Source organism: Capnocytophaga sp. oral taxon 412 str. F0487, from assembly GCF_000271925.1.
Lineage (GTDB): Bacteria > Bacteroidota > Bacteroidia > Flavobacteriales > Flavobacteriaceae > Capnocytophaga > Capnocytophaga ochracea.
Window position 1 is genome coordinate 1 of the sequence record NZ_AJZR01000035.1, and the last position, 24180, is coordinate 24180.

Genomic DNA, 24180 nt, shown 5'->3' on the forward strand with positions numbered 1-24180 from the left:
ATGGGTGGGGTTAGCTTATAGAGAGCTTATAGGAAGCTTATACGAATCTTGGACGATTGGTATAGAAAGGGTATATAAAGAGTTGACTCATAGTATAATACAGCGATGCAAAAAATGGTGAAAAGAGGGTTTCGAGGCGAAAGAAAGAGGAATCCTCACCCCGATCACATACTCTCCTATTCGGAGACTTCTCCCAAGGAGAGGGAGATATAGCGACGGAAAAGAGAAGGGATAATTAAAGAATTAACAAATTTGGAAATTAGCAAAGGAGAAGTGTGATTAATCGAAGGGACTCTGAAAGAGGTTGGTTTTTTGTCATTGTGTAAAAGTTTAACATTCTTTTAATAGTAGAGAATAAAAAAAAAGCATTACTTTTGCCCCAAAATTTAAATACTAGCATTATGAAGAAATTTTTATTAAGCCTTTTGGCAATGGCTACGCTTGTAGGGTGTGGTAGTAAGGACGATAATAATCCTACCCCTCCTCAGAGACCTGATTTCACAAAAGAACAGCAAAACTATCTGCCTACTAAAAAAGTAAAACACGTAACAGCTACTTATGTAGAGGCTGATTATGAAAATGGTTCTTACCCTTCCGTACAATACAAAGACTTTTTAAAACCTGAGTTGAATCAGGGACAAAAGTTTACAGTGAAAACTATGGAGTACTTCTATGAGTATGACAATGCAGGTAGAATCACTAAGGTTACTTTTAAAAGAGAGGGAGACTCTGATATTGTAAGTACCCTCACTTATTCAAATATTTCGGTAACCATTACGTCTCCTCCTCCTTATGATGGGATTAGAGAGCCTCGCTCTATAGAATATGGACTCAATTCTTCTGGTAACATATTAAGCTTAGGGGTATACAACGAGAAACAACAACTCAAAAACTCTATGAGTGCAGGAGCTTTTACTTGGGAAAACGACAACCTCACTAAAATCAGTAGAAAAGTAACGAGAAATGGGGTGGTTAAAGAAAGAGGAGTGAAATTTTCTTACAATAGTGCTACTAATAAAAATAAATTTTACTTACTTGATCATACAGGGGATGATATCCGTAGCTATCAGGAATATTTTGCACTTTCGATTGCTATCATAAAAGGAGCAGCTCCTAAAAACTTACCTATAGAAGCGACTCCTTTAGAGGAAAACGATTCTTATAGTAGTCGTTTTGAGCGCCCAGTGAGCTTCAGTTATACTTTTGACGGCGATGAGTTTGTAAAAACTATTGCTGAAAAAGAAAATAAATTTGTTCCTGGTTCGTTATATTCATACGTTCCTAACAATGGCAACAACGAAATTGGTACTTATTGGAGTGAGCTACAAACACTGATTGCAAACATTGAGAATAAAACGGTTACTGATAAGAGCTACAAACTCATCAGTGATGATGGTAGTACTCGCATTTTTGAGATTACTGTACCTGTAAAAGTAGAAAAAGACAGCAATGGTAAAACTATCAATCTGAACGTGAATAAAGTTTGTAAGTTTACCGTATCTTATAACAATACTTCTGCTACTAACATCAGTATGGAAGCTACCTACTATGCTGATATAATTACGAATTACGAATTAAATTACTAATACCACTATGAAGAGATTTTTATTAAGCCTTTTGGCATTGGCTATACTTGTAGGGTGTAACAGTAAGGACGACAACACTCCTACGCCTGCAAAGCCTCTATCGGAGCAACAGCAAGTTTATTTGCCTACTAAAAGAGTAAAACGTATAAGCTGTACTTATATTGATGAAGGTACTACAAGCAACACTAATAGTCCTAACAGTTATTTAGAAGCTGAATTATACAACCAAACGTATACTTTACGTACTGCCGAATACCTATACGAATACGACAATATGGGTAGAATCAACAAGGTTACCATAAAACAAGGAGGAAAACCTGAAGATGTAAGAACTTTTACCTATAAGGACTATTCGGTAATAATTACCGCTCCTTATGATACCGAAGTGAATGGTCAATACGATATTCAAGCGGTAGAGTATGGACTAAATGCAGCAGGTAATACACTCGGGTTTGGTATGTACAACGAAAAACAACAACTCAAAAGTGTAGGTGACGAGATTATTACTTGGGAGAATGACAATATTACCAAAATTATTAGCAAAGATGATAGAGAAGGAAATAAAATTCTCGAAACTGTCTTAACTTATTACAACAATGAGAATAAGAACAAATTTAACGTTTTTTCTTTTGATTTCAGTAGAGAAAGCAGAAGTTTTATGAATTATTTCGAAATGCCTATCGCTTTGATAATTGGTGCATCTCCTAAAAATTTGCCTAAGAAAGTAGTAATTCCCTCTTCTCGCTACAATGGAGAAATAGAAAACAAAATCATAGAACTTGCTTACACTTTTGATAATGATGGTTTTGTGAAAAACATTAGCGAAAACGAGTATTTAAGAACTGGAACTTCAGTAGGAGCTTATTATCAAAATCCCTCTTATGGAGATATTGATGCTACAACTATGTCAAACACTTTGCAAGATCTTATGACTAAGATTGATAACGGAACAGTTACCGGTAAGAGTTATAAAGTCATCAATAACAAACAAAATGAGCGTGTAATTCAATTTACCATTCCTATAAAAGTAGAGAAAGATAGCAATGGTAAACCACTTAACCTGATAGTAGATAAAATCTGTGAATATACTTTCAGATATATCACTGAAAATAATCAGAAAAAGTTGTCGCAAATAGAAATGAATATAACATTCAAACCTCATTTAGTAACCCATTACGAACTCAATTACTAATAGACTTTGAAAGCAGAAATCAAATTGTCCGCCCTCACTGTGTGAGGGCGGACAATTTGCTAATTACTAAATTAGTCGTACTTTTGCCCCCTGAAACTAACAACAAATGCGAACAAGAAGTATAAAGAAAAACACTATAAACGTCGTAACCCTTGGGTGTTCTAAAAATGTGTATGACAGCGAAGTGCTGATGGGGCAACTCAAAGCGGGTGGCAAAGAGGTGGTGCACGAACAAAAGGGGAATATTGTGGTGATTAACACTTGTGGGTTTATCAACAATGCCAAAGAGGAGAGTATCAACACTATTTTGGACTATGTGCAACAGAAAGAAGCAGGATTGGTAGATAAGGTGTTTGTGATGGGGTGTCTCTCTGAACGCTATAAACCCGATTTGGAGAAAGAAATCCCTGATGTAGACCAATACTTCGGCACCAGTGAGCTGCCTGCACTTTTGAAAGTACTCGGTGCCGACTATAAGCACGAGCTCATAGGCGAGCGTCTCACTACTACCCCTAAGAACTACGCCTATCTCAAAATATCGGAAGGTTGCGATCGCCCTTGTAGCTTTTGTGCGATTCCGCTAATGCGCGGGGCGCACCTATCGACCCCTATTGAAGCTCTCGTAACCGAAGCGGAGAAGTTGGCTGCCAAAGGGGTGAAAGAACTTATACTCATCGCCCAAGATATTACTTACTACGGTCTTGACCTCTACAAAAAACGCGCCCTTGCCGACCTACTGCGTGCCCTCGTAAAAGTCGAAGGCATCGAGTGGATACGCATACACTACGCATTCCCTACAGGCTTCCCGATGGACGTATTGGAGGTGATGAAGACTGAACCTAAAATCTGTAACTATTTAGACATTCCGCTTCAACATATTTCTGACTCTATCCTCGCAAGTATGAAGCGCGGTACTACCCAAGCGAAGACCACCAAACTGCTGAAAAAGTTCCGCGAAGCGATACCTGAAATGGCTATACGCACTACCCTTATTGTGGGGTACCCAGGAGAAACGGAAGAAGACTTCCAAAAGCTTAAAGACTTTGTAAAAGGGATGCGTTTCGAACGTTTGGGTTGTTTTACTTATAGTCACGAGGAAAACACTACCGCCTATGCGCTCGAAGACGATGTGCCGGAAGAAGTAAAACTTGCACGTGCTAACGAGATTATGGAGATACAATCGCAAATATCGTGGGAGCTCAACCAAGAAAAGGTAAGCAAGACTTTTCGTTGCCTTATTGACCGCAAAGAGGGCACCTACTTTGTAGGTCGCACCGAGTATGACTCGCCCGATGTAGACAACGAGGTGCTTATCGATGCCAAAAAACATTACGTAAAAATAGGTGATTTTGCTACTGTAAAGATTATCGAGGCTACCGATTACGATTTGTATGGAGAGCCGTGCTAATTCGCAAATTATTACTACCTTTGCACTATGAAGAAATTTTTAATCGCCTGCCTCGGCAATATAGGGGCTGAATACGCCAACACACGCCATAATATAGGATTCCTTGTAGCCGATACATTGGTGAAAGACCATAATGCTTCTTTTACTACTCAGAAGCTTGGTGACCTCGCCGAAATTAAAGTGAAAGGACGTACTTTTATATTGTTGAAACCCTCCACGTATATGAACCTCAGTGGCAAAGCGGTACGCTACTGGATGGAAAAAGAGAACATCCCTTTGGAAAACCTTTTGGTCATTTGCGACGATTTGAATATTCCGTTTGGCACTATCCGAATCAAAGGCAAAGGTAGCGACGGGGGTCACAACGGACTTAAAGATATTCAAGCCCAACTGAACACCCAACAATATGCGCGTTTGCGCTTTGGCATTAGCAGTAATTTTGAATCGGGCAAGCAAATAGACTATGTACTCGGTGAGTGGACTCCCGAAGAGCAAACCCTCCTCCCCGAACGCTTAGAAAAATGTGCCGAAGCCGTTCTTTCTTTTGGCTTAGCAGGGCTTAATATTACAATGAATACGTTTAATAACAAGTAACCCCTACCCCCTAATACCTATGTACACACATCACCTCATTCTCATTCTGCACCTCATTGCTGCCACTATTTGGGTAGGCGGACACTTAGTATTGGCTATTGGCTTTTTGCCAAAAGCTCTTAAACGCAAAGATTTTAGCTATATAGGCAATTTCGAGAAGACTTACGAGCCCATAGGAATGCCATCACTTGCCGTATTAGTCATTACGGGTATCCTAATGGCTTACGACTACAACGCAGGGTTGAGTTCTTGGTTTTCTTTCGCTACTCCTATTGAGCGCGTGGTATCACTAAAACTCATTTGTTTGCTCACCTCTATTTGTTTTGCTATTTCGGCACAAACGCGCGTTTTGCCCAAACTGCGCAAAGGTCAGCTCAACAAGTTACCCGAAATGGCGGTGCATATTATCTGTGTAACCCTCATAGGGGTAGTAATGGTAGTACTGGGTAGCTTAGTAAGAATAGGTGGAATACAATAATATTAAAGAGCTAACTAATAAACTTCCATTAGCCCTCTTTTCTTTAAGATTTAAACGCGGATTGTTTCTCTTCAAACTTCCCAACTGGTTAAATTCTGCTTTTACCCCTCTTAACTTTCCATTTTCACTCACACCTAAGGTTTTTATCTGATTCCGATTACAAACCAATTGTCGAAATCAGTTGTTATGGGTTACACCAGCTCTTTAAGTTGCATTTTTGTATCATAACAAAAAAAATCTCTCTTCTTTATACAGCTTCTTATCAGCTAACCCCACCCACTTTATTCTTATCTTTTGCTTGAATTACCTCTTCCGAACCTCTCCAATTTTCTAATTCTCTCATTTTCTAATTTGCTTATTTCCCACCCTCGATTGGTTTTAGTAACATTCTAAATCCAATCAGTGTTCGTTTAGTATTCAATTAATCTTCGGTTAGTCTCCATTGTAGACCCACTGTAGACCCACTGTAGACCCACTGTAGACCCACTGTAGACCCACTGTAAAACCTCTATTTGTTCATTTATTTTAAAATATGTAATATTGCACTTGTCAAAGAAAAAAGTATTTTGTTATAAACCTTTGATAAACACAATATAACAAATACCTAAACATTTCCTTTACTTTAATATTTCTTACAGTAGATAGAATTTGATAAATAAACGAAAAGAAATGATAACAACCCTTTAACTATAACACCCTACCTTTGCCCCAACGAAATAAGACATTTTCCATATAACTAAAATTCCAAAATTATGGATAGATTACATTCATACAAAACCAAACTACTGATGCTCGCTTGGCTGTTCGGGCTATGCGTAGGAGCACAATCCCTGTTTGCCCAAACAGTAAAAGGGAAAGTAGTTGATGAAGACAATATGCCTCTGATGGGTGCTACCGTATTGGAAGCAGGTACTAAAAACGGCGTAACCTCCGATTTCGACGGTAACTTCCAACTCAGCTTGAAGAACGGAAATGCTACCTTAGAAATTTCCTTTATGGGATATAAGAGTACCAAAGTGCAGGTGCAAAACCGCAACAACATCACCGTAAAGCTCTTGCCCGAAACCACCGAACTAAAAGAAGTGGTGGTGGTAGGGTATGGTACCCAAAAGAAGGAAACTGTAACGGGTGCTATTTCTTCTGTGAAAGGTAACAAACTCGTAGAAAATGCAGTTGCCAATGTCTCCAATGCGCTGGTTGGGCGTATGCCAGGGATTACCTCCACTCAGTCCAGTGGTGAGCCAGGTAGGAATGCTACCACTATTCGTATTCGCGGGGTGAGTACCTTCAATGCAAGTAGCCAAGAACCTTTGGTGGTAGTAGATGGTATCCAAAGCTCTATGAATGCGGTAAACGCAATGGATCCTTATGAAATTGAAAGTATCAACTTGCTGAAAGACGCTTCAGCTACAGCTGTCTATGGCGTGAAAGGCGCTAACGGGGTGGTGGTAGTAACTACCAAAAGAGGTCGCTCTGGCGCTCCTAAAGTGAGTCTTACTTATAATTTTGGTATGAGTCAGTTGGCTACTCAGTTAGACCTGCTCAGTTCTTATGATTATGCTCGTTTCCGCAACGAAGCTATTCGTAATGACAACGACCCTAGTAACTTCGATAAGCTGTTCAGTGAAAGCGGTTTCCATAACGAGTTGTGGAAGTTCAAGAACAATCGCGACTATACACCTCAAGAGGTGGAAGCGATGAACCTCACTCCTGAACAAAAACAAGCCCTACTGAATAGCCCAGCGCTATATTATACCAGTCATAATTATTTCAAAGAAGCTTTTGGCGGGGTATCTCCTCAAACGCAATTCAACTTAAACGTATCAGGGGGAAGTGAGAAAACGCGTTACTTTACTTCTTTGGGTTATTTCTATCAAGGAGGTACTTTCAAAGAAACTAACTACCACAACGCCGATGTAAACTCTAAATACCAGCGTTACAACTTCCGCTCTAACTTCGATTTTGAACTTACCGACCGCACCAACCTCACACTCGACCTTGCTGCTGTATCTTCAAAGGTAGGAGGTATTTTGGGTAGTGAGCAAGACGGCGATGTAAACAGCGAAACAGCCCGCAAAAAGTCGATGTTAGTACACATTTTGGCAAATACACCTTTTGCAGGTCCTGGTATTGTGGACGGACGTTTAATCGATGGATATGTAGATGGCGTAAATCCTTTAGTAGGCAAAGGAGGTACAGGTTATTCGGTGTTGTCCAGCTTGCTCTGGCGACCTTATCTTACTACCTATCAAACCGACTTGAACCTAAACTTAAAACTGAAACACAAACTCGATTATATCACTCAGGGTCTTTCTATTTCGGGTACTTTTTCTTACAACGATTTGTATAGAAAAGGTGTAAAAAGAGAACGCTCTATCCCTTCGTATAGCGTAACTCGCAATCCTAAAAACCCTGCTGAACTACTCTTCTTTGGTGGCAGACTCAAACACACTACCCTTACCGACCGCTTTAAATCTAGCAAGTGGCGTCGCCTCTATTTTGAAGTAGCTACTAACTACGACCGCTCTTTCGGAAAACACAATATCACTGCCTTACTTTTGGCTAACGGACAAAAAACGTATGACCCTGGTTTTGAGTTTAACGTGCCTGCTGGTATTATGGGGCTCGCAGGTAGGGTTACTTACGACTACGACCGCCGTTACCTTATTGAAGGTAATATGGGGTATAATGGTACCGAAAATTTCGCTCCTGGCAAACGCTTCGGGTTCTTCCCTGCCTTCTCATTGGGTTGGGTAGTTACTAACGAAAAGTTCTTCCCTAAAAACAATATTGTTACTTACTTAAAGCTCAGAGGTTCTTATGGCGAAGTAGGAAATGACCAAGTAGGTGGTCGCCGTTTTCTATACTTGCCTAGTACTTGGGGCTATGGCTATGAAGGTTACCGCAACGATGGTTATGGTGCAGGAGGTTACTATTTCGGTAGTAGTGATGGTACTACCAAAGACCCTTTCTATACTGGTGCTTGGGAAACTCGTGTAGGGAACCCCAATGTTACTTGGGAACGCGCCAAAAAAAGCAATGCAGGTATCGACCTGAATATGTTTAAAGATAGGCTTACTATCAATGCCGATGTATTCCAAGAAAAACGCGACAACATCTTGTGGAACAGAGGTACAGTGCCTGGTATTGTAGGTTCTGACCTTCCTGCGAGCAATATAGGTAAGGTAACCAATAAAGGTTACGAAATACAAGTGCACTGGGGCGACAAGATAGGTGATTTCACTTATGGTATCGGGGGGAATGTATCCTATGCTAAAAATAAAATTGACTACCGCGATGAGCCTAACAACCCTCACCCTTGGATGAATGAAACGGGCTATTCTATCGGGCAGTACAGAGGTTATCTCACCAATGGTTTTTACAACACTTGGCAAGAAGTAATGCAACGCCCTTATTCGCGTTTTGATGGCAATAAAGTACAACCTGGTGACCTCCGTTATGTAGATGTGAATGGCGATGGCGTTATCGACGAGAAAGACCGTGTGCCTATTGGTTATGCGAACTTCCCTCGCTATACTTTTGGGGCAAACCTCAATGTAGGTTACAAAGGATTTGAAATATCGGTGTTGTTCACCGGCACAGCTCAAGGTTCTATGCCTTTGGATTTCTATACACGCAACCCTTTCTATATGGGTACAGGGGCTGCTTTCCAACATCAGTACGACGGACGTTGGACGCCTGAAAAAGCCCAAAACGGCATTACCCCTACTTTCCCACGTGCTTCTATGCGCACCGGCGACAATATCAACGGATTGTTTAGCGACTTCTGGTTGCTCTCTACCGACCATATCAAGCTGAAAAACATAGAAGTAAGTTATCTCTTGCAAAAGAAAATGTGGTTGGATAAAGCAGGTATCTCATCGGTGAAACTATCGGTGAGCGGTAACAACCTCTATACGTGGTCTAAAATGCACGATGGTTACGACCCCGAACAACAAGATTCTAACGGCGCTGCCTCTGGATATCTCTACCCTATGACCCGCACTTATAGCGTAGGGCTCAACGTTCAATTCTAAAAAATACAACCAATGAAAAAGCTCATTTATACCACCTTAATCCTCGTCTTTTTCTCACAAGTATTTTCTTGTAAGTTAGAAGACCACTTCCTCGAAAAGAGTCTGGGGAGCGATGTGAATGTCGATTCTATCTTTTCGAGCAAACAGAAATCTCTCTCGGCTATTGCCCAAGCCTACGCTATGAGCCTGCAATCGGGTATTACCTTGCGTTACGACAACGGGCGCATTAGCGGGCTAAAAGCGGGAACGCTCTCTCACCTATCGGGAGAAGTGAACGATGTGAAATTCAGTTGGGAAGACACCTATAAAATTCAACGTTCTGGAATGGTAGCCAGCGATTCCGATGGCAAAGCACTTAGCTCCGATGGTTTTGTGTTCAACTACCAGTCTATCCGTCAGTGCTATTTGGTGATTGAGAATATCGATAAAGTCCCCGATCTTACTGAGGTACAAAAGAAAGGTATCAAAGCCGAAATGTATACCCTCATCGCCTACCGATATGAGGAGATGTTTAAACGTTACGGCGGGGTACCTATTATAGAGGGTACACTTTCAGTAGATTCCGACCTAAATATCCCTCGCGCTACCTTGCGCGCTACCTTAGACCATATTATTGCCCTTTGCAACAAAGCTATTAGCGACCTGCCCGATAGCTACAACGCTTCGGAAAAAGGACGTGTAACCAAAGGTATCCCAATGTGTATCAAAGCCGAAGCATTGATGTACGCCGCGCGTCCGCTGTTCAATAGCAATACGCCTTATATGAGTTTGGGTGGCAATAACAACCTGATTTGTTTTGGTACACACGATGCTTCGTTGTGGCAACAAGCCATAGAGGCTAATGAACAAGTGATACGCTGGGCAACTGCCAATGGTTATCAAATCATCAATACGGGCAACCCCTTAGCCGATTACGGTACAGCTGTAGCAACCCCTAACAACCGAGAAGTACTCCTCGCCTTTAAATCACAAAGCTTTATAGAGGCTTACAACCCTCACAGCCAACCAGGAGGAGCAAATTCTATGAGTTACTTGCAACTTACCCAATACTACAAAACTGATGGAACTGACCAAACGTGGACGGGTGAAAATTGGGAAAGCTACGCTACTTATGTGAATAAGTGCAACGAGTTAGAAGCCCGCTTTAAAGCCTCTGCAGCGATTGCAGGACAACAAGCGTGGAACAACCCAAGCTCGCATTATTGGTCAAGTGAGAGTTTGGCAAATGCTTCTACTTGGGAAAAGAGGGCAGGCAGTGAAGGCGCAGGACGCCGTGTGAAATTCTTCTATATGGCTGATACCCGCGATTGGTTTGAATTCCCTTTGTACCGTTTGGCTGAGTTCTATTTAAATCTCGCCGAAGCCTATAACGAAGCAGGCAATCCTGCTCAGGCTTTGCAAAACCTAAACGTTATCCGCTCGCGTGCAGGGCTACCCAATGTTACTGAAACAGGACAAGAGGCTTTGCGCAAAATTGTACAAAGAGAGTGGGCGGTAGAGTTCTACGAAGAGAATCACCGTTATTTCGATGTAAAACACTGGAAACTCACCGATATTGCTAATGGTATCATTGGAGGGGAAAAGAAAGGAGTAGTTTTTGAGTACGCTCCAGGAAAATCGGAAGGGTGGAATGCGTGGGATTACGCTTCTTATGCTGTGAAGCCTGTCTATACAGGGTATTGGGACAACAGTCAGTATTTAGAGCCTTTCCCTCAATCGGAAGTGAACAAAGGCTATTTGATACAGAATCCAGGGTACTAATAACCAATTAATAAAACAACTGAAATGAAATATAAACATAACATATTATTTTGTAGCCTTGTGGGCTGTATGCTTTGGGCAGGTGCTGTGCAGGCACAAAGCCCTCTGAACGTACCCGAAGAATTGTCTACGCTTTCTACCTCATCTGTAAAAGGAGAACAACTCTTAAAAATGCCCACAACTAACTTTACCAACAGTTTGTTTGGGGTGCTACCTGGGCTCACTGTATTGCAAGGCGGAGGAATGGACAATGCCAGCCTAAATATCCGCGGGTTGGGTTCTTACAACTACCCTTCGGTTACCTATTTTATCGATGGTTACCAAAGTGATTTTATACTGCTATCACCTTCCGAAATCGAGTCGATTACGGTTTTGAAAGATGCGGCTGCTTTAGCGCCATTTGGTATGAAAGGAGCGCACGGCATCGTGTGGATTACCACCAAACGCGGTGCAGAAGGCAAACCCGTGGTAGGGGTAGATTTCCAAACGGGCGTACAAATGCCTACGGTACTGAGCAAACCGCTATCGGCTACCGAGTATGCCCAGCTATACAACGAGGCTTACAGCAACGATGCAGGTGCTTGGACGAGCTTTTACAATATCCCTAACGATGTGAAATACAACACCGATTGGTACGACAAAGTGCTCAAAAAGTCGGCTTTGTTTGATAGACAAGATGTGAGCATACGCGGAGGCTCGGCTACTACCAAGTATTTTGTGCTATTAGGGCACGCTGGCAACAGTGGTTTGTACGCCTCTAAGAACGACGATTCGCATTCCAGCGGAAGATTCGACCAATATCTCGTAAAGGCAAATTTAGACTTCAGTATGCTCAAAATATTTGAAGGAAATGTAAATATCAACGGGCGTATAGAAGACCGTAAATCGCCTAATTACAACGAGTATAAGCTCTGGCAAAACTTGGCGAGCTACCCTAATATCATTTATCCGGCGCAAAACCCCAATGGGTCGTTCCCTGGTACAGCTATCCACCCCGATAACCCTTACGCTTCTATCCGAGCCTTAGGTATCAAAACCCTACACGACCGCACTTTAGGGGCTAATTTCAACCTAAAAGAGAAATTAGACTTCATCACCCCTGGTTTATACATACAACAAGGCGTATCGCTCAGTTCGTGGACACGAGGCACACGCATTGTAAGTAGAGATTACACTCGTATGTTCAATGGGGCAGCACAAACCACTCATCGCGATAGCAACTACAAAGTAGACGACGACTGGGGTACCAACCAATGGAACCGTTTGCAGTTTCTGTTGGGTGCAGGTTATGCCCGTGAGTTTGGACAAAACACTTTCCAAACAGCGGTAAATTACCTTCAATACGTTTATAATATAGACGATAATCTCAACGGAAAAGCGGGTTTGAACAACAACTACGCCTATCAGAACATCGGCGGACGTGTGTTCTACGATTGGAACAAACGCGTATCGGCTGAATTTGGTTTTGCCTTCGGTGGCTCGGATAACTACAAGAAAGGCAATCGGTTTGGTTTTTATCACGCCCTTTCAGCAGCCTATCAGGTTTTCAATGAGCAACACCCTTCGGCGAATGCCAATATCAATCGGTTAAAATTGCGCGCTTCGGTAGGTAGTACCGGTAACGATGTGTACAACGAAGGTCGCTACTTATACGAACGCTATTACGGTTCTTACGGAGGAGGCGGTTTTGCCACAGGAAACGATGACCCGTCGTGGCATAGTGCTATCGGACTAAAATACGTGCCTAATGAGCATATATTTGCCGAAAAAGCCTATAAGTACAACATAGGCGTGGAAGCTAAATTCTTCAACAAATGGGATGTGATGATAGAGGCTTTCCTCAACAAACACGAAGGTATTATCACCCCTGATTACAGTATTTCAAGTGTTTTTGGGGCTACCCCTCCCTATAAAAATATAGGAAAGGTAACTAACCGAGGTTTTGAAGTGAGTACACTTTACAGCAATGCAGCAGGAAAACTCACTTATAGTATAGGCGCTAATGCTTCGTATGCTAAAAACAAAATAGACTATATGGCTGAGTACGATGCTACTAGCGAGAGATCAGCTCAAACAGGCAGACCTATCGGCACGCGCTTTGGCTATGAAGCTGCTGGATTTTACGACATAAACGATTTTGACAGCAATGGCAACCTGCTACCTTCACTCCCTAAACCTTCCTTTGGAAACGTTGCCCCTGGTGATGTGAAATACCGCGACCTAAATGGCGACAACCGTATAGACCCTGTCGATAAAACCGAAATAGGCAAAAGTTACCTCCCTACACTCACGTATGCTGGTACGCTCAACCTTGGTTATGAAGGGTTTGACCTTGGCGTGCTTGTGCAAGGAGTACAAGGCAGAGAAGTGAATTTATTGGACGATGCACGCCAAAAAACAGTTGCTTTCGAGAACAACGGCAATGTGTATGCTATCGCCAAAAACCGCTGGGCTTACTATCCTGCACAAGGCATCGATACCCGTAGCAGTGCCCAGTACCCTCGTTTGTCGTTATTGAGCAATAACAATAACACCCAGCCTTCCTCCTTGTGGATAAAGAAAGCTAATTACCTAAGAGTTCGCTACATAGAGTTAGGTTACAGCATTCCTAAACGAATGCTCGACGAGATAGGCGTTAGCAAATTGCGCATTTACGTGAATGCCACCAATCCGTTTACTTTCTCATCACTGCTTACCGATTACGACTTAGACCCCGAAGTACTATCGGGTTACCCTGCCCTCAAATCGGTTACTATGGGTGTGTCTTTAAAGTTTTAAACAAATGAACTACCGAAAATATATCGCTATGTTAAAGAGTAATAAACCGAGCAGAACAATCTTTGTAGTGAGCTGCATTGCGCTGATGAGTGCACTCATCGGGTGTAATGTGTTAGACACCAAAGAAGATATTTACGATACCGACGAGCAGATAAAAACCAATTACCAAGTGTTGTACGACTTTGGTTATGCTGCCTATACGCGTTTGCAAAACCGCTTTAATGCCATCGATGGCAATCTGTTTGCGGCAGTGAGCGACGAGGCTGAATATACGCTTTCGCCTTCAAACACTCAAGTTTTTAACGAAGGAAGCTGGAATAGCACCAACAACCCCGATAATACGTATGCTTACAACTACGAAGGCATACAAGCGGCTACTTATTTCTTGGAAAAATTCCCTAACTATGCTTCTTTCTTAAAGCAGAACCGCAACCTTATCACTCAAAACGACATCAACAACTACAATCGCGATGTGAAGAGCATAAGGGCTTTGCGCTTTGAAAACCGTGTGTTGCGAGCTTATTTCTATTTCGAACTACTGAAACGCTACGGAGGGGTGCCTCTTGTAAAAACAAGTCTTTCCGCCGATAGTAACACGCTTTTGCCTCGCAACACAGTGGACGAGGTAGTGAACTATATTGTGAGTGAAATCGATGCTTCCAAAGATAGCTTGATTACCAATTGGGGAAGAGATTTTGATATTGGCTTAGACGGGCGTATTACCAAAGGTGCTGCCTTAGCCCTCAAATCCAGAGTGTTGCTTTATGCGGCAAGTCCGTTGTACAACCCCACTAACGATGTGAACAAGTGGAGAGCAGCTGCTAGTGCTGCCAATGAGCTCCTCAGCTTAAATCTCTACAGCCTCGACAATAGCTACCGCGATTTGTTCCTCGGCGACAGAAGTGCCAAAAGCTCTGAAACCATTTTTGTGATTCGCCAAAGCGCCACCAATGATTTGGAAAGGAAAAACTACCCCATTGGCACGGCAGGAGGTAACAGCGGCATCACGCCTTCGCATAATTTAGTGAGTGCTTATGAGTACAAAGGCACCCCCGACCCTAATGATATATACGCCAATCGCGACCCCCGACTCGGCTATACGATAGTAACCAACAACAGTCAATGGAACGGACGCACAATGGAAATATACGCAGGTGGTGCTGACAACTACAACGCCAAAAACGCTTCACGCACGGGCTACTACCTCAAAAAGTTTTTGAATGACAACCTCGATTTAGTGCAAGATGAGAAAAGACTCCGATCTTGGGTAGTTTTCCGCTTGGCTGAAATTTACCTCAACTATGCCGAGGCGATGAACGAAGCCTACGGACCTGATGCCAACAATGGTTATGCTCTCACTGCCAAAGAGGCTATCAATTTGGTGAGAGGCAGAACGGGTGTGGAAATGCCTGCGATTACTACGGCATCAAAAGAGGAGTTCAGAGAGAAAGTAAAACACGAACGCCGTATAGAACTCGCTTTTGAAGAACACCGCTATTGGGATTTGCGCCGCTGGAAAGAGGCTGCTACCGTGCTCAATCAGCCACTTACGGGAGTACAAGCTACCAAAAACGGCAATAATTTCAGCTATCAAGTAAAAGAAGTAGAAAAGCGCACTTTTACCGAAAAGATGTACTTCTACCCTATTCCTCATAGCGAAATCAATAAATCTAACGGAATTGTAAAACAAAACCCAGGTTGGTAGTGACGAGTGACGAATGACGAATGACGTCGCTACACTGTGCACCGTTTCTTGAAAAAAAATAACTGAATAACAAACCTCATTGCTTTTGCGGATTCCCTCCCCCTCCCCCAAGGGGAGGGGGTGAGGACAAACTCTTATATATGAAAACAAAAAACATTACATTATTGCTACTCCTATTCGTAGCCTTCATCGCTTGTAAAAAAGACGATGTGTTTGAAGACCCTGGTATAAACAATATCTATATGCCACAAGCCTCCTTGAACAACGGAGGTAATGAATACAATGTACCTTTCGGCGGAAACTCCGAGAACTACACATTTGACGAGACTACCAAGAAATTGAAAATAGTGCTCGGCGTGAAAAATTCAGGTCTCTCTACCGATGGATTTGCTGTAAAAGTAAAAGTAGACGCACAAGCCACTAACACTTATGTAGAAAAGTACAAAAACGACGAGAAAAAACCTGCTGTAGTACTGCCCGAAGGCTCTTACACTTTGCCTGAAAGCGTAAGCGTTGCCTCTGGTAAAAGTGAAGAATCGTTTTACTTGGACATAGATGTGCAAAAGCTCCTTACCGACCACCCCGATTACTACAAGAATCGCATTGCTTTGGCAGTAAGCATTTATGGCAATGAGAGAATCCTCCAAAACAAAGCGACTACTATTGTTGTGATTGACGGGGCGAAGTTCTTGCCTACTCCACCTGAACCTCCTAAGCCTCCTGTGGAAAATATGATTAAAAAAGACGCTTGGAAGATTCTAAAACAAAGTATAGACGGAAAAATTACAACCGATGCTAAGATTAATATCGTAGATGGAAATATCCAATACTCATCTGGTAAAGTGGGTGGTAAGTTCAACCACGTGATTTACCAACCCGTAAACGTAGAAAAAGGACAGACTTACACTTACGATATGCACGTGGAAATCAAAGGGCAAGCGTGGGGTTGGATACAAGCGTATGTGAGTGAACACGAACCTGAAGAAGGCAAAGACTTCGGCGATGGCAAGGTATTAGAGCTCCAAAACAACATCACCTCTCCTATGAGTGGTTCATTTGCCGAACTTTCAGCTATCCAAGACCAAAAAACCTATACCGCTGGTAAAACCGGTACGCTATACTTTGTAATAAAGATAGGTAGCTGGGACAACAACTTTGAGGATTTAGCCCTCTCTGATATCGTATTCAAGAAAGATAACAGTCCTAAGCCTCCTAAACCTGCTGTAGAAACCAGCATCAAGAAAGACGCTTGGAAAATACTGTTACAAGGCATCAATGGAGGTCTTTCAGAAAAAGCCGATATCACCATTACCGACGGTAATATTCATTACACCTCAGGTACCGAAGGCAAGAAGTTCAACCACGTGATCTATCAACCTATTGAAGTAACTGGAGGAGAAACTTATACTTACGATATGACGCTCACCGCCAAAGGCAAAGCGTGGGGCTGGATACAAGTGTACATAAGTCAGTGGGAACCTGAAGAAGGCAAAGACTTCAACGATGGTAAAGTATTTGATCTATCAGGAGAAATCAAAACGCCTAAAAGCGGACCGATGTCGGAATTAGCTTCAGGTGAAAAGACTTATACCGCTACTAAAAGTGGTAAGCTATACTTTGTGATAAAGATAGGTAGCTGGGATAACAATTACGAAGACTTGACTTTTTCGGATATCTTTATTAAAAAAGCGCCTTAAAAAGAAGGTGATTGAGGTTATCTAAAAGTTATAATAAAGTCTCCCAAGCCCATTACAAGAGAAAGAGCTGTAATGACGCAAAAGAGATAATTAAGACTTTTCAGACACCCTGATAATACCAAAGAGTAAACATTATTAATTAAATAAAAAACATATGAAAAACGCAACAACCTTTAGTTTTATTACAATGCTATTGTGTGGTCTTACTGCCTGTGACAAATCGGGAGGAGACGCTCCTATTGAAGACAACCCTATGCCTGAAACCCCTACTGAGTGGGTGTTAGACTTCCAAGACAACTTCGACGGGAATGCTTTGAACACAGACAATTGGGCAGTGTACGACAATGAGTACCTCGAAAAAGAAGGCAAACTCAAACCCGAGAATACGCGCCGTACTTATGCCATAGAAGTGAAAGACGGCTTCTTGAATTGCCTTATCGACAGAGATTATAAACGCGAAGGAATGTTTATAACAGGTGGAATAGCTCATAAGAAGAACTACAAATACGGCAAGTTTGAGTTCAGAATTCGTATGGACGAAGACCCTCATAAGTCTTCTAGCGGTTTAGGACTTACTTGGCCTGAGAGTGAAAAATGGCCTGACGATGGCGAAAACGACATCTATGAAACAAATCACGAGGACAACGCTTGGAATACCTATATCCATTACGCAGTATCTGGTAAAGATCAACAGTACCAAAAGAGCTTCCACTACAACAAAAGTGATTGGCATATTGTGGCAATGGAATGGGCTCCTGAGTACATAAAGATTTACATCGACGGTAAACTCGAATGGACTCTTAAAGATCCCGTAGCAATGGCTAAATCACCTCACCATTTATGCTTCCAAACTGAAAAAGACATTAACAAACCTTTCACCAAACAACTCAAACTACAAGTAGATTGGGTAAAGGTATACAAATATGTACCTAAAAAGTAAATGAGATATCCATACAAGTTTCTTCCCTTTCTCATCGGTATGCTCCTATGGCTTGCTCACCCCATCTATGGGCAAGCCATTAGGGAGCATATATTGTTAGATAACGGTTGGAAATTCAGCTTAGGGCACGCTACCGACCCTACTAAAGATTTGTATTACCGCGTGTATAACGACTTCTCCAAAACGCTCTCCAAAGGCATTAACTTTTCGAGCATAGACTACGACGATAGCGCGTGGCAAACCGTAGACCTCCCTCACGATTGGGCAGTAACTCTCCCTTTCAGTGAAAAAGGTGATTGGTCACACGGGTATAAAACCTTAGGCAGTACCTTCCCCGAGCACAGTATCGGTTGGTATAGAAAAACCTTTGACCTCAGCAAATCCGAAGCAGGCAAACGCATCGAACTGCAATTCGACGGTATTTTTAGGGACAGTCGGTGTTGGGTAAATGGCATTTATGTAGGGCATCACCTCAGCGGGTATACAGGAATAAAGTACGATATTACCGATTTGGTGCATTTTGGCAAACCCAACGTGATTACCATAAGGGTAGACGCTACCCAAAACGAAGGTTGGTTTTACGAAGGCGCAGGTATCTATCGGCACGTGTGGCTGAACTCTTACAGCCCTGTTCACTCTTCCCCCGAAGAGGTTTTTATCTATACCAAAAGCATTGGCAAACAAGCCGAAATGCACGCCGAAGCCACTGTGCATAACCGAGAAACAAGCTCACAAACTTTTCAGGTGGAATGGACTATTCTTAACCGTGAAAAGAAAGTAATAGCTACTCACAAATCTGCAAATACTACTTTTGCTCCTAACGAAAAAGTAACTGTAAAGAGTAACCTTAACATTTCTAATGCCCAGCTTTGGGACACTGAGCACCCCTATCTGTACACCTTAACAACGAAAATCATTTCCAACGGAAAGACCACCGACCTTATTCACACCCGCTTTGGGGTACGCACTTTTAGTTATCAACCCGACGGCTTTTACCTCAACGACAAAAAAATGAAAATAAAAGGCGTGTGCGTACATCAAGACCACGCCGGAGTAGGTACTGCACTATTAGATGAATTGCAGTATTATCGTATCGGGTTACTCAAAGCGATGGGCGCCAATGCCTACCGCACTGCCCATCACCCTCATAGCCCTGCCGTGTTACAAGCCTGCGACAGTTTGGGTTTATTAGTGATGGACGAAACCCGACTCTTAAACAGCGGACGAGAATACCGTCAGCAGTTTGAAGACCTTATCAAGCGCGACCGCAATCACGCTAGCGTTTTTATGTGGTGTATCGGGAATGAAGAAGAAAAAATACAAAGCACCGAAACTGGAGAGCGCATCGCTCGTACATTAGTGAGCTTACAACGGCATTTAGACCCTTCACGCGTGAGCACTTATGGCGCCAACGTAGGTAATGAAAATGAAGGCGTGAGTGCTGCCATACCCGTACGAGGCTTCAATTACAACCTCTATGGACTTACCGACTATGAAAAAACACACCCTAATCAACCTATCATCGGTACCGAAGTAGCCAGCACCGTGGGTACTCGAGGGGTGTATCTGCCGGAAATCGTACTTGACAAAGCAGGGGGTTACAGTGGTCATTTTGTAGCTGATACCCTACGCGCTTATCTGCTCGACCAAGACAAGAGTTACCCGAGTTGGGCATCACAAGCACAACAGTGGTACAGCACGACTGCTAACGACTCTCGTTTTATGGGCGGTTTCGTATGGACGGGCTTCGACTATCGCGGAGAACCTACCCCTTTTGCGTGGCCTAATATCAGTTCGCATTTTGGGGTAATGGACGTGTGTGGTTTCCCTAAGAACGTGTATTACTACTACAAAGCCCATTGGAGTGAATCGCCTGTATTGCACATAGCCCCTCATTGGAATCTGAATCTGCCCCAAGACACTGTGGTAAAAGTGTGGGTATATAGCAATACCGAAGAAGTGGAACTTTTCTTGAACGGAAAGACGCTCGGTAAACAAAAAACACCTGCTTTTGGACACTTATATTGGGAAGTACCTTACGTAAAAGGCACGCTGAAAGCCGTAGGCACTAAGAATGGGAAGCGGATTACCTCCGAAATAACTACTACCGAAAAACCCTTTGCGATTGTGCTTTCTCCTCATAAAACACAACTGAAAGCCGGTAAGCAAGATGCCGTAGTAGTGAACGTGAGTGTAGTAGATAAAAAAGGACGTGAAGTACCCGATGCCGATGCTCTTATACAGTTTCAGCTTACAGGAGATGCTCGCATTATAGGAGTAGGAAACGGCGACCCCAGTTCGCACGAGAAAGATACTTTTGCGGAAGGAGAGCGTGTAGAGCGCAAACTTTTCAATGGCAAATGCCAAGTGATTATCCGCTCAGGTGAAAAAGGCGGAAAGGTACAACTACGCGCTACAAGTAACGGACTGAAAGAGGCGGTGGTGAGAATGAATTAAGGTAAAAGGTAAAGCCAGAGAGGGTTCACAGCTGGGTACGTCAGTAAAAAGTAAGTTAAAGCTTGAACGAAAAATAAATAAAGGGAAAAACTGACTTAGAGTGAAAAGAGAGAGAGCATATTGCTGTATTGACAAATATTTTATAACTTTGTGGTGTGAATTAGGAAATGAGAAAATGAGAAAATGAGAAAATGAGGGAATGAGAAAATGAGGGAATGAGAAAATGAGGGAATTGGTAAATGGGGAGTGAGGTTGTGTTAGAGGAATGAGGCTGTGCCTTGTAATCCAGCGGAAAGAATTAACTTTGCCAAAGGTGCGAGCCGCACAGGCAGTCGTAGCACGACGGGCGGAGAAAATTAGCAGATTAGAGAATTAGCAAATGGGGGAGGGTTGAGTCGTGCGGAAGAAAACGGAGAGTTTCGGAAGAGGACTGGGAGAAGTTTTGATGAAAAAAGGGTGTAAGGAAGGTGGGGTTAGCTTATAGAGAGCTTATAGGAAGCTTATACGAATCTTGGACGATTGGTATAGAAAGGTTGTATACGTAGTTGACTCATAGTATGATACAGCGATGCAAAAAATGGTAAAAACGAGGTTTCGAGACGAAAGAAAGAGAATCCTCACCCCGACCCTCTCCCAAAGAGAGGGGGATATAGCGACGGAAAGAGAATAGGCAGGTTGGGATTAGAAAATTTGAAAATTAGCAAATGGAGTGGGAGGTTCTAGGACTTAGGTCATAGGCACTAGGGGGAGTATAACGAAAAAGGGGGAATGTAGTGATGGGAAAGATGAAGGTAATGTGGTGAAAACATCTCCTTATATACATACTCGGTTGTTGCCGATAATCCCGAAAGAAGACTTTCTGCCAAAGAGTATTTTTATAATAGAAAATGCTTTGGTGTAGGAATTGAAATGAACAGTAAGTAATCTTAAAAACAATTATATATGAAGACAAAAGCATTTTTAGCAATGTTGTTATTGGTGATAACAGCTTGTGGTTGTTCTAAAACAGAAGAGGAAACAACATTTCCTGAGGCTGTAATGGTTAAGAGTTTTGCGACTGTAGCAAATACTCCTGAGCATAGTTTTGTGAATTTTGCCCTTACCCAAGATGGTTACCGAGTTGTGCAAAATAAAGAAGCCCTACAAGCGCTCTTTCCTAATACTGACCTCAGTACTATAAAGGAATTTAAGGATATTGATTTCGGTACTCAGACTCTTATCATAGGAAGAAAAGGGCTTTCTGAAATGGCACAGGCGAAATGTAGGTTTAGCAAGAAAAACAATAATAGCTACGTGCTTACAGTAGACCTCGACTTACTTGGACTATTTGAACCAGTAGTGTTATACTACGGTGCGGTAGTACAAAAACTACCTGAAAACGCTACTGTAACCGTAGAAGTGTTGCCTCTTGAAGTGAACAAAGATATTTAGGCACGAGGTCGTAGCAAGACAGGTGGGAAAATTAGAGAATTAGGAAATTTGGAAATGAGCAAATGAGGGTGTGAGTCACACGGGATTATTAGCAGGTTTGTTGGAGGGACTCTGAGAGGCTCATCCGAAGAACCTGCCTGCTTTCTGTACGATTGAATTTCGTAAGACAAATAAAAACACGACTTATAAAAATAAAGCATTATGAAAACAAAAACGTTTTTAGCACTACTGTTATTGGCAATAGTGGGGTGCGGTTGCTCAAAAAAAGAGACTTCTCCACAAGAAGATTGTGAGTGCAATAGTCCTACTGTTTGGACTATTAAAGAATCTCTTGAAGAAGAAATAAGTTATGCAAACAATCAAAATACTTATTATCCTAACACATTTTGGATAGGCAAGGGATTTCATTTTTTTATAGTTTGCAATGAGGATATTTTACCTCAAAAAATAAGAGATTTAAAATATAAGGAAGAGGGCACTACTATAAAAGTAAAAATTCAAGGAGAGGTAAAAACTCTTTGTAAAAAATGGATTCACCCAGCAATTTATAGTTATAATCATATCACTTTAACTAAAATAGAAGTGTTATAAAACGACTCTCATAAAACAATAAGTAATAAAAAAGACTATTACATATGAAAACAAAAACGTTTTTAAAACTTGTTACCTATTACTTGATTTAAAATGAACATAACCCTACATAAAACACTAAGAAGTGCTTTGTTTTTAATGCTTTGCCTAAGCAGTCTGCTATGTTTGGCACAAGCAAATATAACGGTAAGCAAAACCCACCCGCGCTATTTTGAAAAAAATGGTGCGACGTGGATTCCTATTAGCACCAATTATCTACCATCGCATAATTTTGAAGAGGTAGAAAAGTACTTTAAACACTTTGCCGAGAATGGCGGAAATGCAATGCGCATCTGGATAAGCACTGAGTTCTTAGAAATAGAAGACCAAAAAGAAGGCAAGTACAATCCCGAGAAGTTAGCGCGTATAGAACAGTTGCTACAACTCGCCGAAAAGTATCATATTTACCTTAAATTCACCCTGCATCACCTGCGTACTATCTCTAATAACGTCTCACCTGAGGCTTCTTGGTGTAACAGCTATTCACTAGCTACCAAGTTCAAGAATGTAAGCGAGTATGTAAGTAGCAAAAAAGGCAAAAAGTCCTACTTAAAACGCCTCAGAGCGATTGCTAAAAAATGCCAAAACCACCCGTATGTATATGGGTGGGAGTTGTGGAACGAAATGGATTCAGCTGTACCCGAAGCAGAGTGGCTACCTTTTACCAAAGAGATGCTCGGTAAGGTGAAAAAGTTATGCCCTAATCAGTTGGTTACCCAAACCTTAGGCAGCATGCACGCCTCTTATATGGACGACTACTACAAGAAGTTAGCAGTAATACCTGACAACGAGTTTTTGAGCATTCACCGTTATTTGGACGAGGGCGACAAGTGGCATCAATACCCCATAGTAAAAGGAGCTGTGAGTGCTTTAGCAACCGATGCCGTAGCTATGGGCTTGACATTTACCAAAAACGACCCCAAGCCTGTTATCATCAATGAGATAGGAGCTGTAAACCCCAACCACGCAGGACCTTCGTCGCTTTATCCGAAAGACACAGAGGGCGTTTTGTTACACGATTTTATCTTTGCCCCTTTCTTTGGAGGTAGTGCAGGTTCGGGCAATACTTGGCATTGGGATCATTATATCGAGCCTAACCAACTGTGGTATCACTTTGGGCGTTTCAAAAACGCTATTGAAGGAATTGACCCCGTGAAAGAAGCGATGCAACCCTTCTATTTCAAAAGAAATACCGTAGCCTGTTACGGACTAAAAGGCAAGACAAAAACGATATTGTGGTGCAGAGACCTCGCTAACAATTGGAAAACAGAGTTGCGTGAGGGGCGTCCTGCCCAAATGAAACGAGATTTCGAAATACCACTCAACTTTATAAATATAAAATATACTCATTACAGTGTTTACGACCCTTGGACGGATAAATGGGAACGACATATGCCTATGTATGACGGAAAGGCATTGATTCCAGCCTTCAAGCGTTCGATAGTAGTGGTATTAGAAAACCCATAGCATCTTCCTGTCTTCTTTC

General features: G+C 42.2%; 15 protein-coding genes. All 15 read left to right on the top strand.

The genetic code is table 11. The annotated features are described in order from the left end of the window. The first annotated feature begins 401 nt into the window (after positions 1-401). Positions 402-1586 carry a hypothetical protein gene (locus tag HMPREF1321_RS06175; RefSeq protein WP_009421843.1) on the top strand — a complete coding sequence of 395 codons (1185 nt, stop codon included), beginning with the start codon at positions 402-404 and terminating at the stop codon, positions 1584-1586. Positions 1587-1593: 7 nt separating this feature from the next. Beyond that, complete coding sequence (locus HMPREF1321_RS06180) at positions 1594-2778, top strand: hypothetical protein (protein WP_009421846.1); 1185 nt, start codon at positions 1594-1596, stop codon at positions 2776-2778. 106 nt (positions 2779-2884) lie between these two features. Then, positions 2885-4186, top strand: coding sequence for a 30S ribosomal protein S12 methylthiotransferase RimO (gene rimO / locus HMPREF1321_RS06185; RefSeq protein ID WP_009421848.1), 1302 nt, complete (start codon positions 2885-2887; stop codon positions 4184-4186). 27 nt (positions 4187-4213) lie between these two features. Next, the gene (gene pth / locus HMPREF1321_RS06190) at positions 4214-4780 is read left to right on the top strand and encodes an aminoacyl-tRNA hydrolase (RefSeq protein ID WP_009421849.1); all 567 of its coding nucleotides are present in this window, start codon (positions 4214-4216) and stop codon (positions 4778-4780) included. A gap of 19 nt (positions 4781-4799) precedes the next feature. After that, positions 4800-5258: a CopD family protein gene (locus HMPREF1321_RS06195; protein ID WP_009421831.1), complete on the top strand. Its 459-nt coding sequence runs from the start codon at positions 4800-4802 to the stop codon at positions 5256-5258. A 752-nt stretch (positions 5259-6010) separates the two neighbouring features. After that, entirely contained in the window at positions 6011-9295 is a 3285-nt protein-coding gene (locus HMPREF1321_RS06200) for a SusC/RagA family TonB-linked outer membrane protein (protein ID WP_009421832.1), read from the top strand. Positions 9296-9307: 12 nt separating this feature from the next. Continuing rightward, on the top strand, positions 9308-11056 hold the full coding sequence (locus tag HMPREF1321_RS06205) for a RagB/SusD family nutrient uptake outer membrane protein (RefSeq protein WP_009421850.1): 1749 nt from the start codon (positions 9308-9310) through the stop codon (positions 11054-11056). A gap of 24 nt (positions 11057-11080) precedes the next feature. Further along, a complete protein-coding gene (locus HMPREF1321_RS06210) occupies positions 11081-13834 on the top strand; it encodes a SusC/RagA family TonB-linked outer membrane protein (protein ID WP_009421852.1) in 2754 nt (917 codons plus the stop codon). Between the two features lie 4 nt (positions 13835-13838). Next, positions 13839-15539 (top strand): RagB/SusD family nutrient uptake outer membrane protein, encoded by a 1701-nt coding sequence (locus HMPREF1321_RS06215; protein WP_034575798.1) that lies wholly within the window; start codon positions 13839-13841, stop codon positions 15537-15539. Positions 15540-15679: 140 nt separating this feature from the next. Next, complete coding sequence (locus HMPREF1321_RS06220) at positions 15680-17236, top strand: DUF1735 domain-containing protein (protein ID WP_009421838.1); 1557 nt, start codon at positions 15680-15682, stop codon at positions 17234-17236. Between the two features lie 154 nt (positions 17237-17390). Further along, the gene (locus tag HMPREF1321_RS06225) at positions 17391-18176 is read left to right on the top strand and encodes a glycoside hydrolase family 16 protein (RefSeq protein ID WP_009421833.1); all 786 of its coding nucleotides are present in this window, start codon (positions 17391-17393) and stop codon (positions 18174-18176) included. Further along, positions 18177-20633 (top strand): beta-galactosidase GalA, encoded by a 2457-nt coding sequence (galA, locus tag HMPREF1321_RS06230; protein WP_009421839.1) that lies wholly within the window; start codon positions 18177-18179, stop codon positions 20631-20633. 942 nt (positions 20634-21575) lie between these two features. Further along, the gene (locus HMPREF1321_RS06235; protein ID WP_009421836.1) at positions 21576-22064 is read left to right on the top strand and encodes a hypothetical protein; all 489 of its coding nucleotides are present in this window, start codon (positions 21576-21578) and stop codon (positions 22062-22064) included. Between the two features lie 201 nt (positions 22065-22265). Next, on the top strand, positions 22266-22655 hold the full coding sequence (locus HMPREF1321_RS06240) for a hypothetical protein (protein ID WP_009421842.1): 390 nt from the start codon (positions 22266-22268) through the stop codon (positions 22653-22655). Positions 22656-22748: 93 nt separating this feature from the next. Next, positions 22749-24161: a cellulase family glycosylhydrolase gene (locus HMPREF1321_RS06245; RefSeq protein WP_009421834.1), complete on the top strand. Its 1413-nt coding sequence runs from the start codon at positions 22749-22751 to the stop codon at positions 24159-24161. The last annotated feature ends 19 nt before the right edge of the window (positions 24162-24180 follow it).

Coding starts and splice junctions, on each gene's coding strand:
- HMPREF1321_RS06235 (WP_009421836.1), top strand. CDS start 21,576: ATGAAGACAAAAGCATTTTTAGCAATGTTGTTATTGGTGATAACAGCT.
- HMPREF1321_RS06215 (WP_034575798.1), top strand. CDS start 13,839: ATGAACTACCGAAAATATATCGCTATGTTAAAGAGTAATAAACCGAGC.
- HMPREF1321_RS06195 (WP_009421831.1), top strand. CDS start 4,800: ATGTACACACATCACCTCATTCTCATTCTGCACCTCATTGCTGCCACT.
- HMPREF1321_RS06220 (WP_009421838.1), top strand. CDS start 15,680: ATGAAAACAAAAAACATTACATTATTGCTACTCCTATTCGTAGCCTTC.
- HMPREF1321_RS06205 (WP_009421850.1), top strand. CDS start 9,308: ATGAAAAAGCTCATTTATACCACCTTAATCCTCGTCTTTTTCTCACAA.
- galA (WP_009421839.1), top strand. CDS start 18,177: ATGAGATATCCATACAAGTTTCTTCCCTTTCTCATCGGTATGCTCCTA.
- HMPREF1321_RS06210 (WP_009421852.1), top strand. CDS start 11,081: ATGAAATATAAACATAACATATTATTTTGTAGCCTTGTGGGCTGTATG.
- HMPREF1321_RS06175 (WP_009421843.1), top strand. CDS start 402: ATGAAGAAATTTTTATTAAGCCTTTTGGCAATGGCTACGCTTGTAGGG.
- HMPREF1321_RS06240 (WP_009421842.1), top strand. CDS start 22,266: ATGAAAACAAAAACGTTTTTAGCACTACTGTTATTGGCAATAGTGGGG.
- pth (WP_009421849.1), top strand. CDS start 4,214: ATGAAGAAATTTTTAATCGCCTGCCTCGGCAATATAGGGGCTGAATAC.
- HMPREF1321_RS06245 (WP_009421834.1), top strand. CDS start 22,749: ATGAACATAACCCTACATAAAACACTAAGAAGTGCTTTGTTTTTAATG.
- rimO (WP_009421848.1), top strand. CDS start 2,885: ATGCGAACAAGAAGTATAAAGAAAAACACTATAAACGTCGTAACCCTT.
- HMPREF1321_RS06225 (WP_009421833.1), top strand. CDS start 17,391: ATGAAAAACGCAACAACCTTTAGTTTTATTACAATGCTATTGTGTGGT.
- HMPREF1321_RS06200 (WP_009421832.1), top strand. CDS start 6,011: ATGGATAGATTACATTCATACAAAACCAAACTACTGATGCTCGCTTGG.
- HMPREF1321_RS06180 (WP_009421846.1), top strand. CDS start 1,594: ATGAAGAGATTTTTATTAAGCCTTTTGGCATTGGCTATACTTGTAGGG.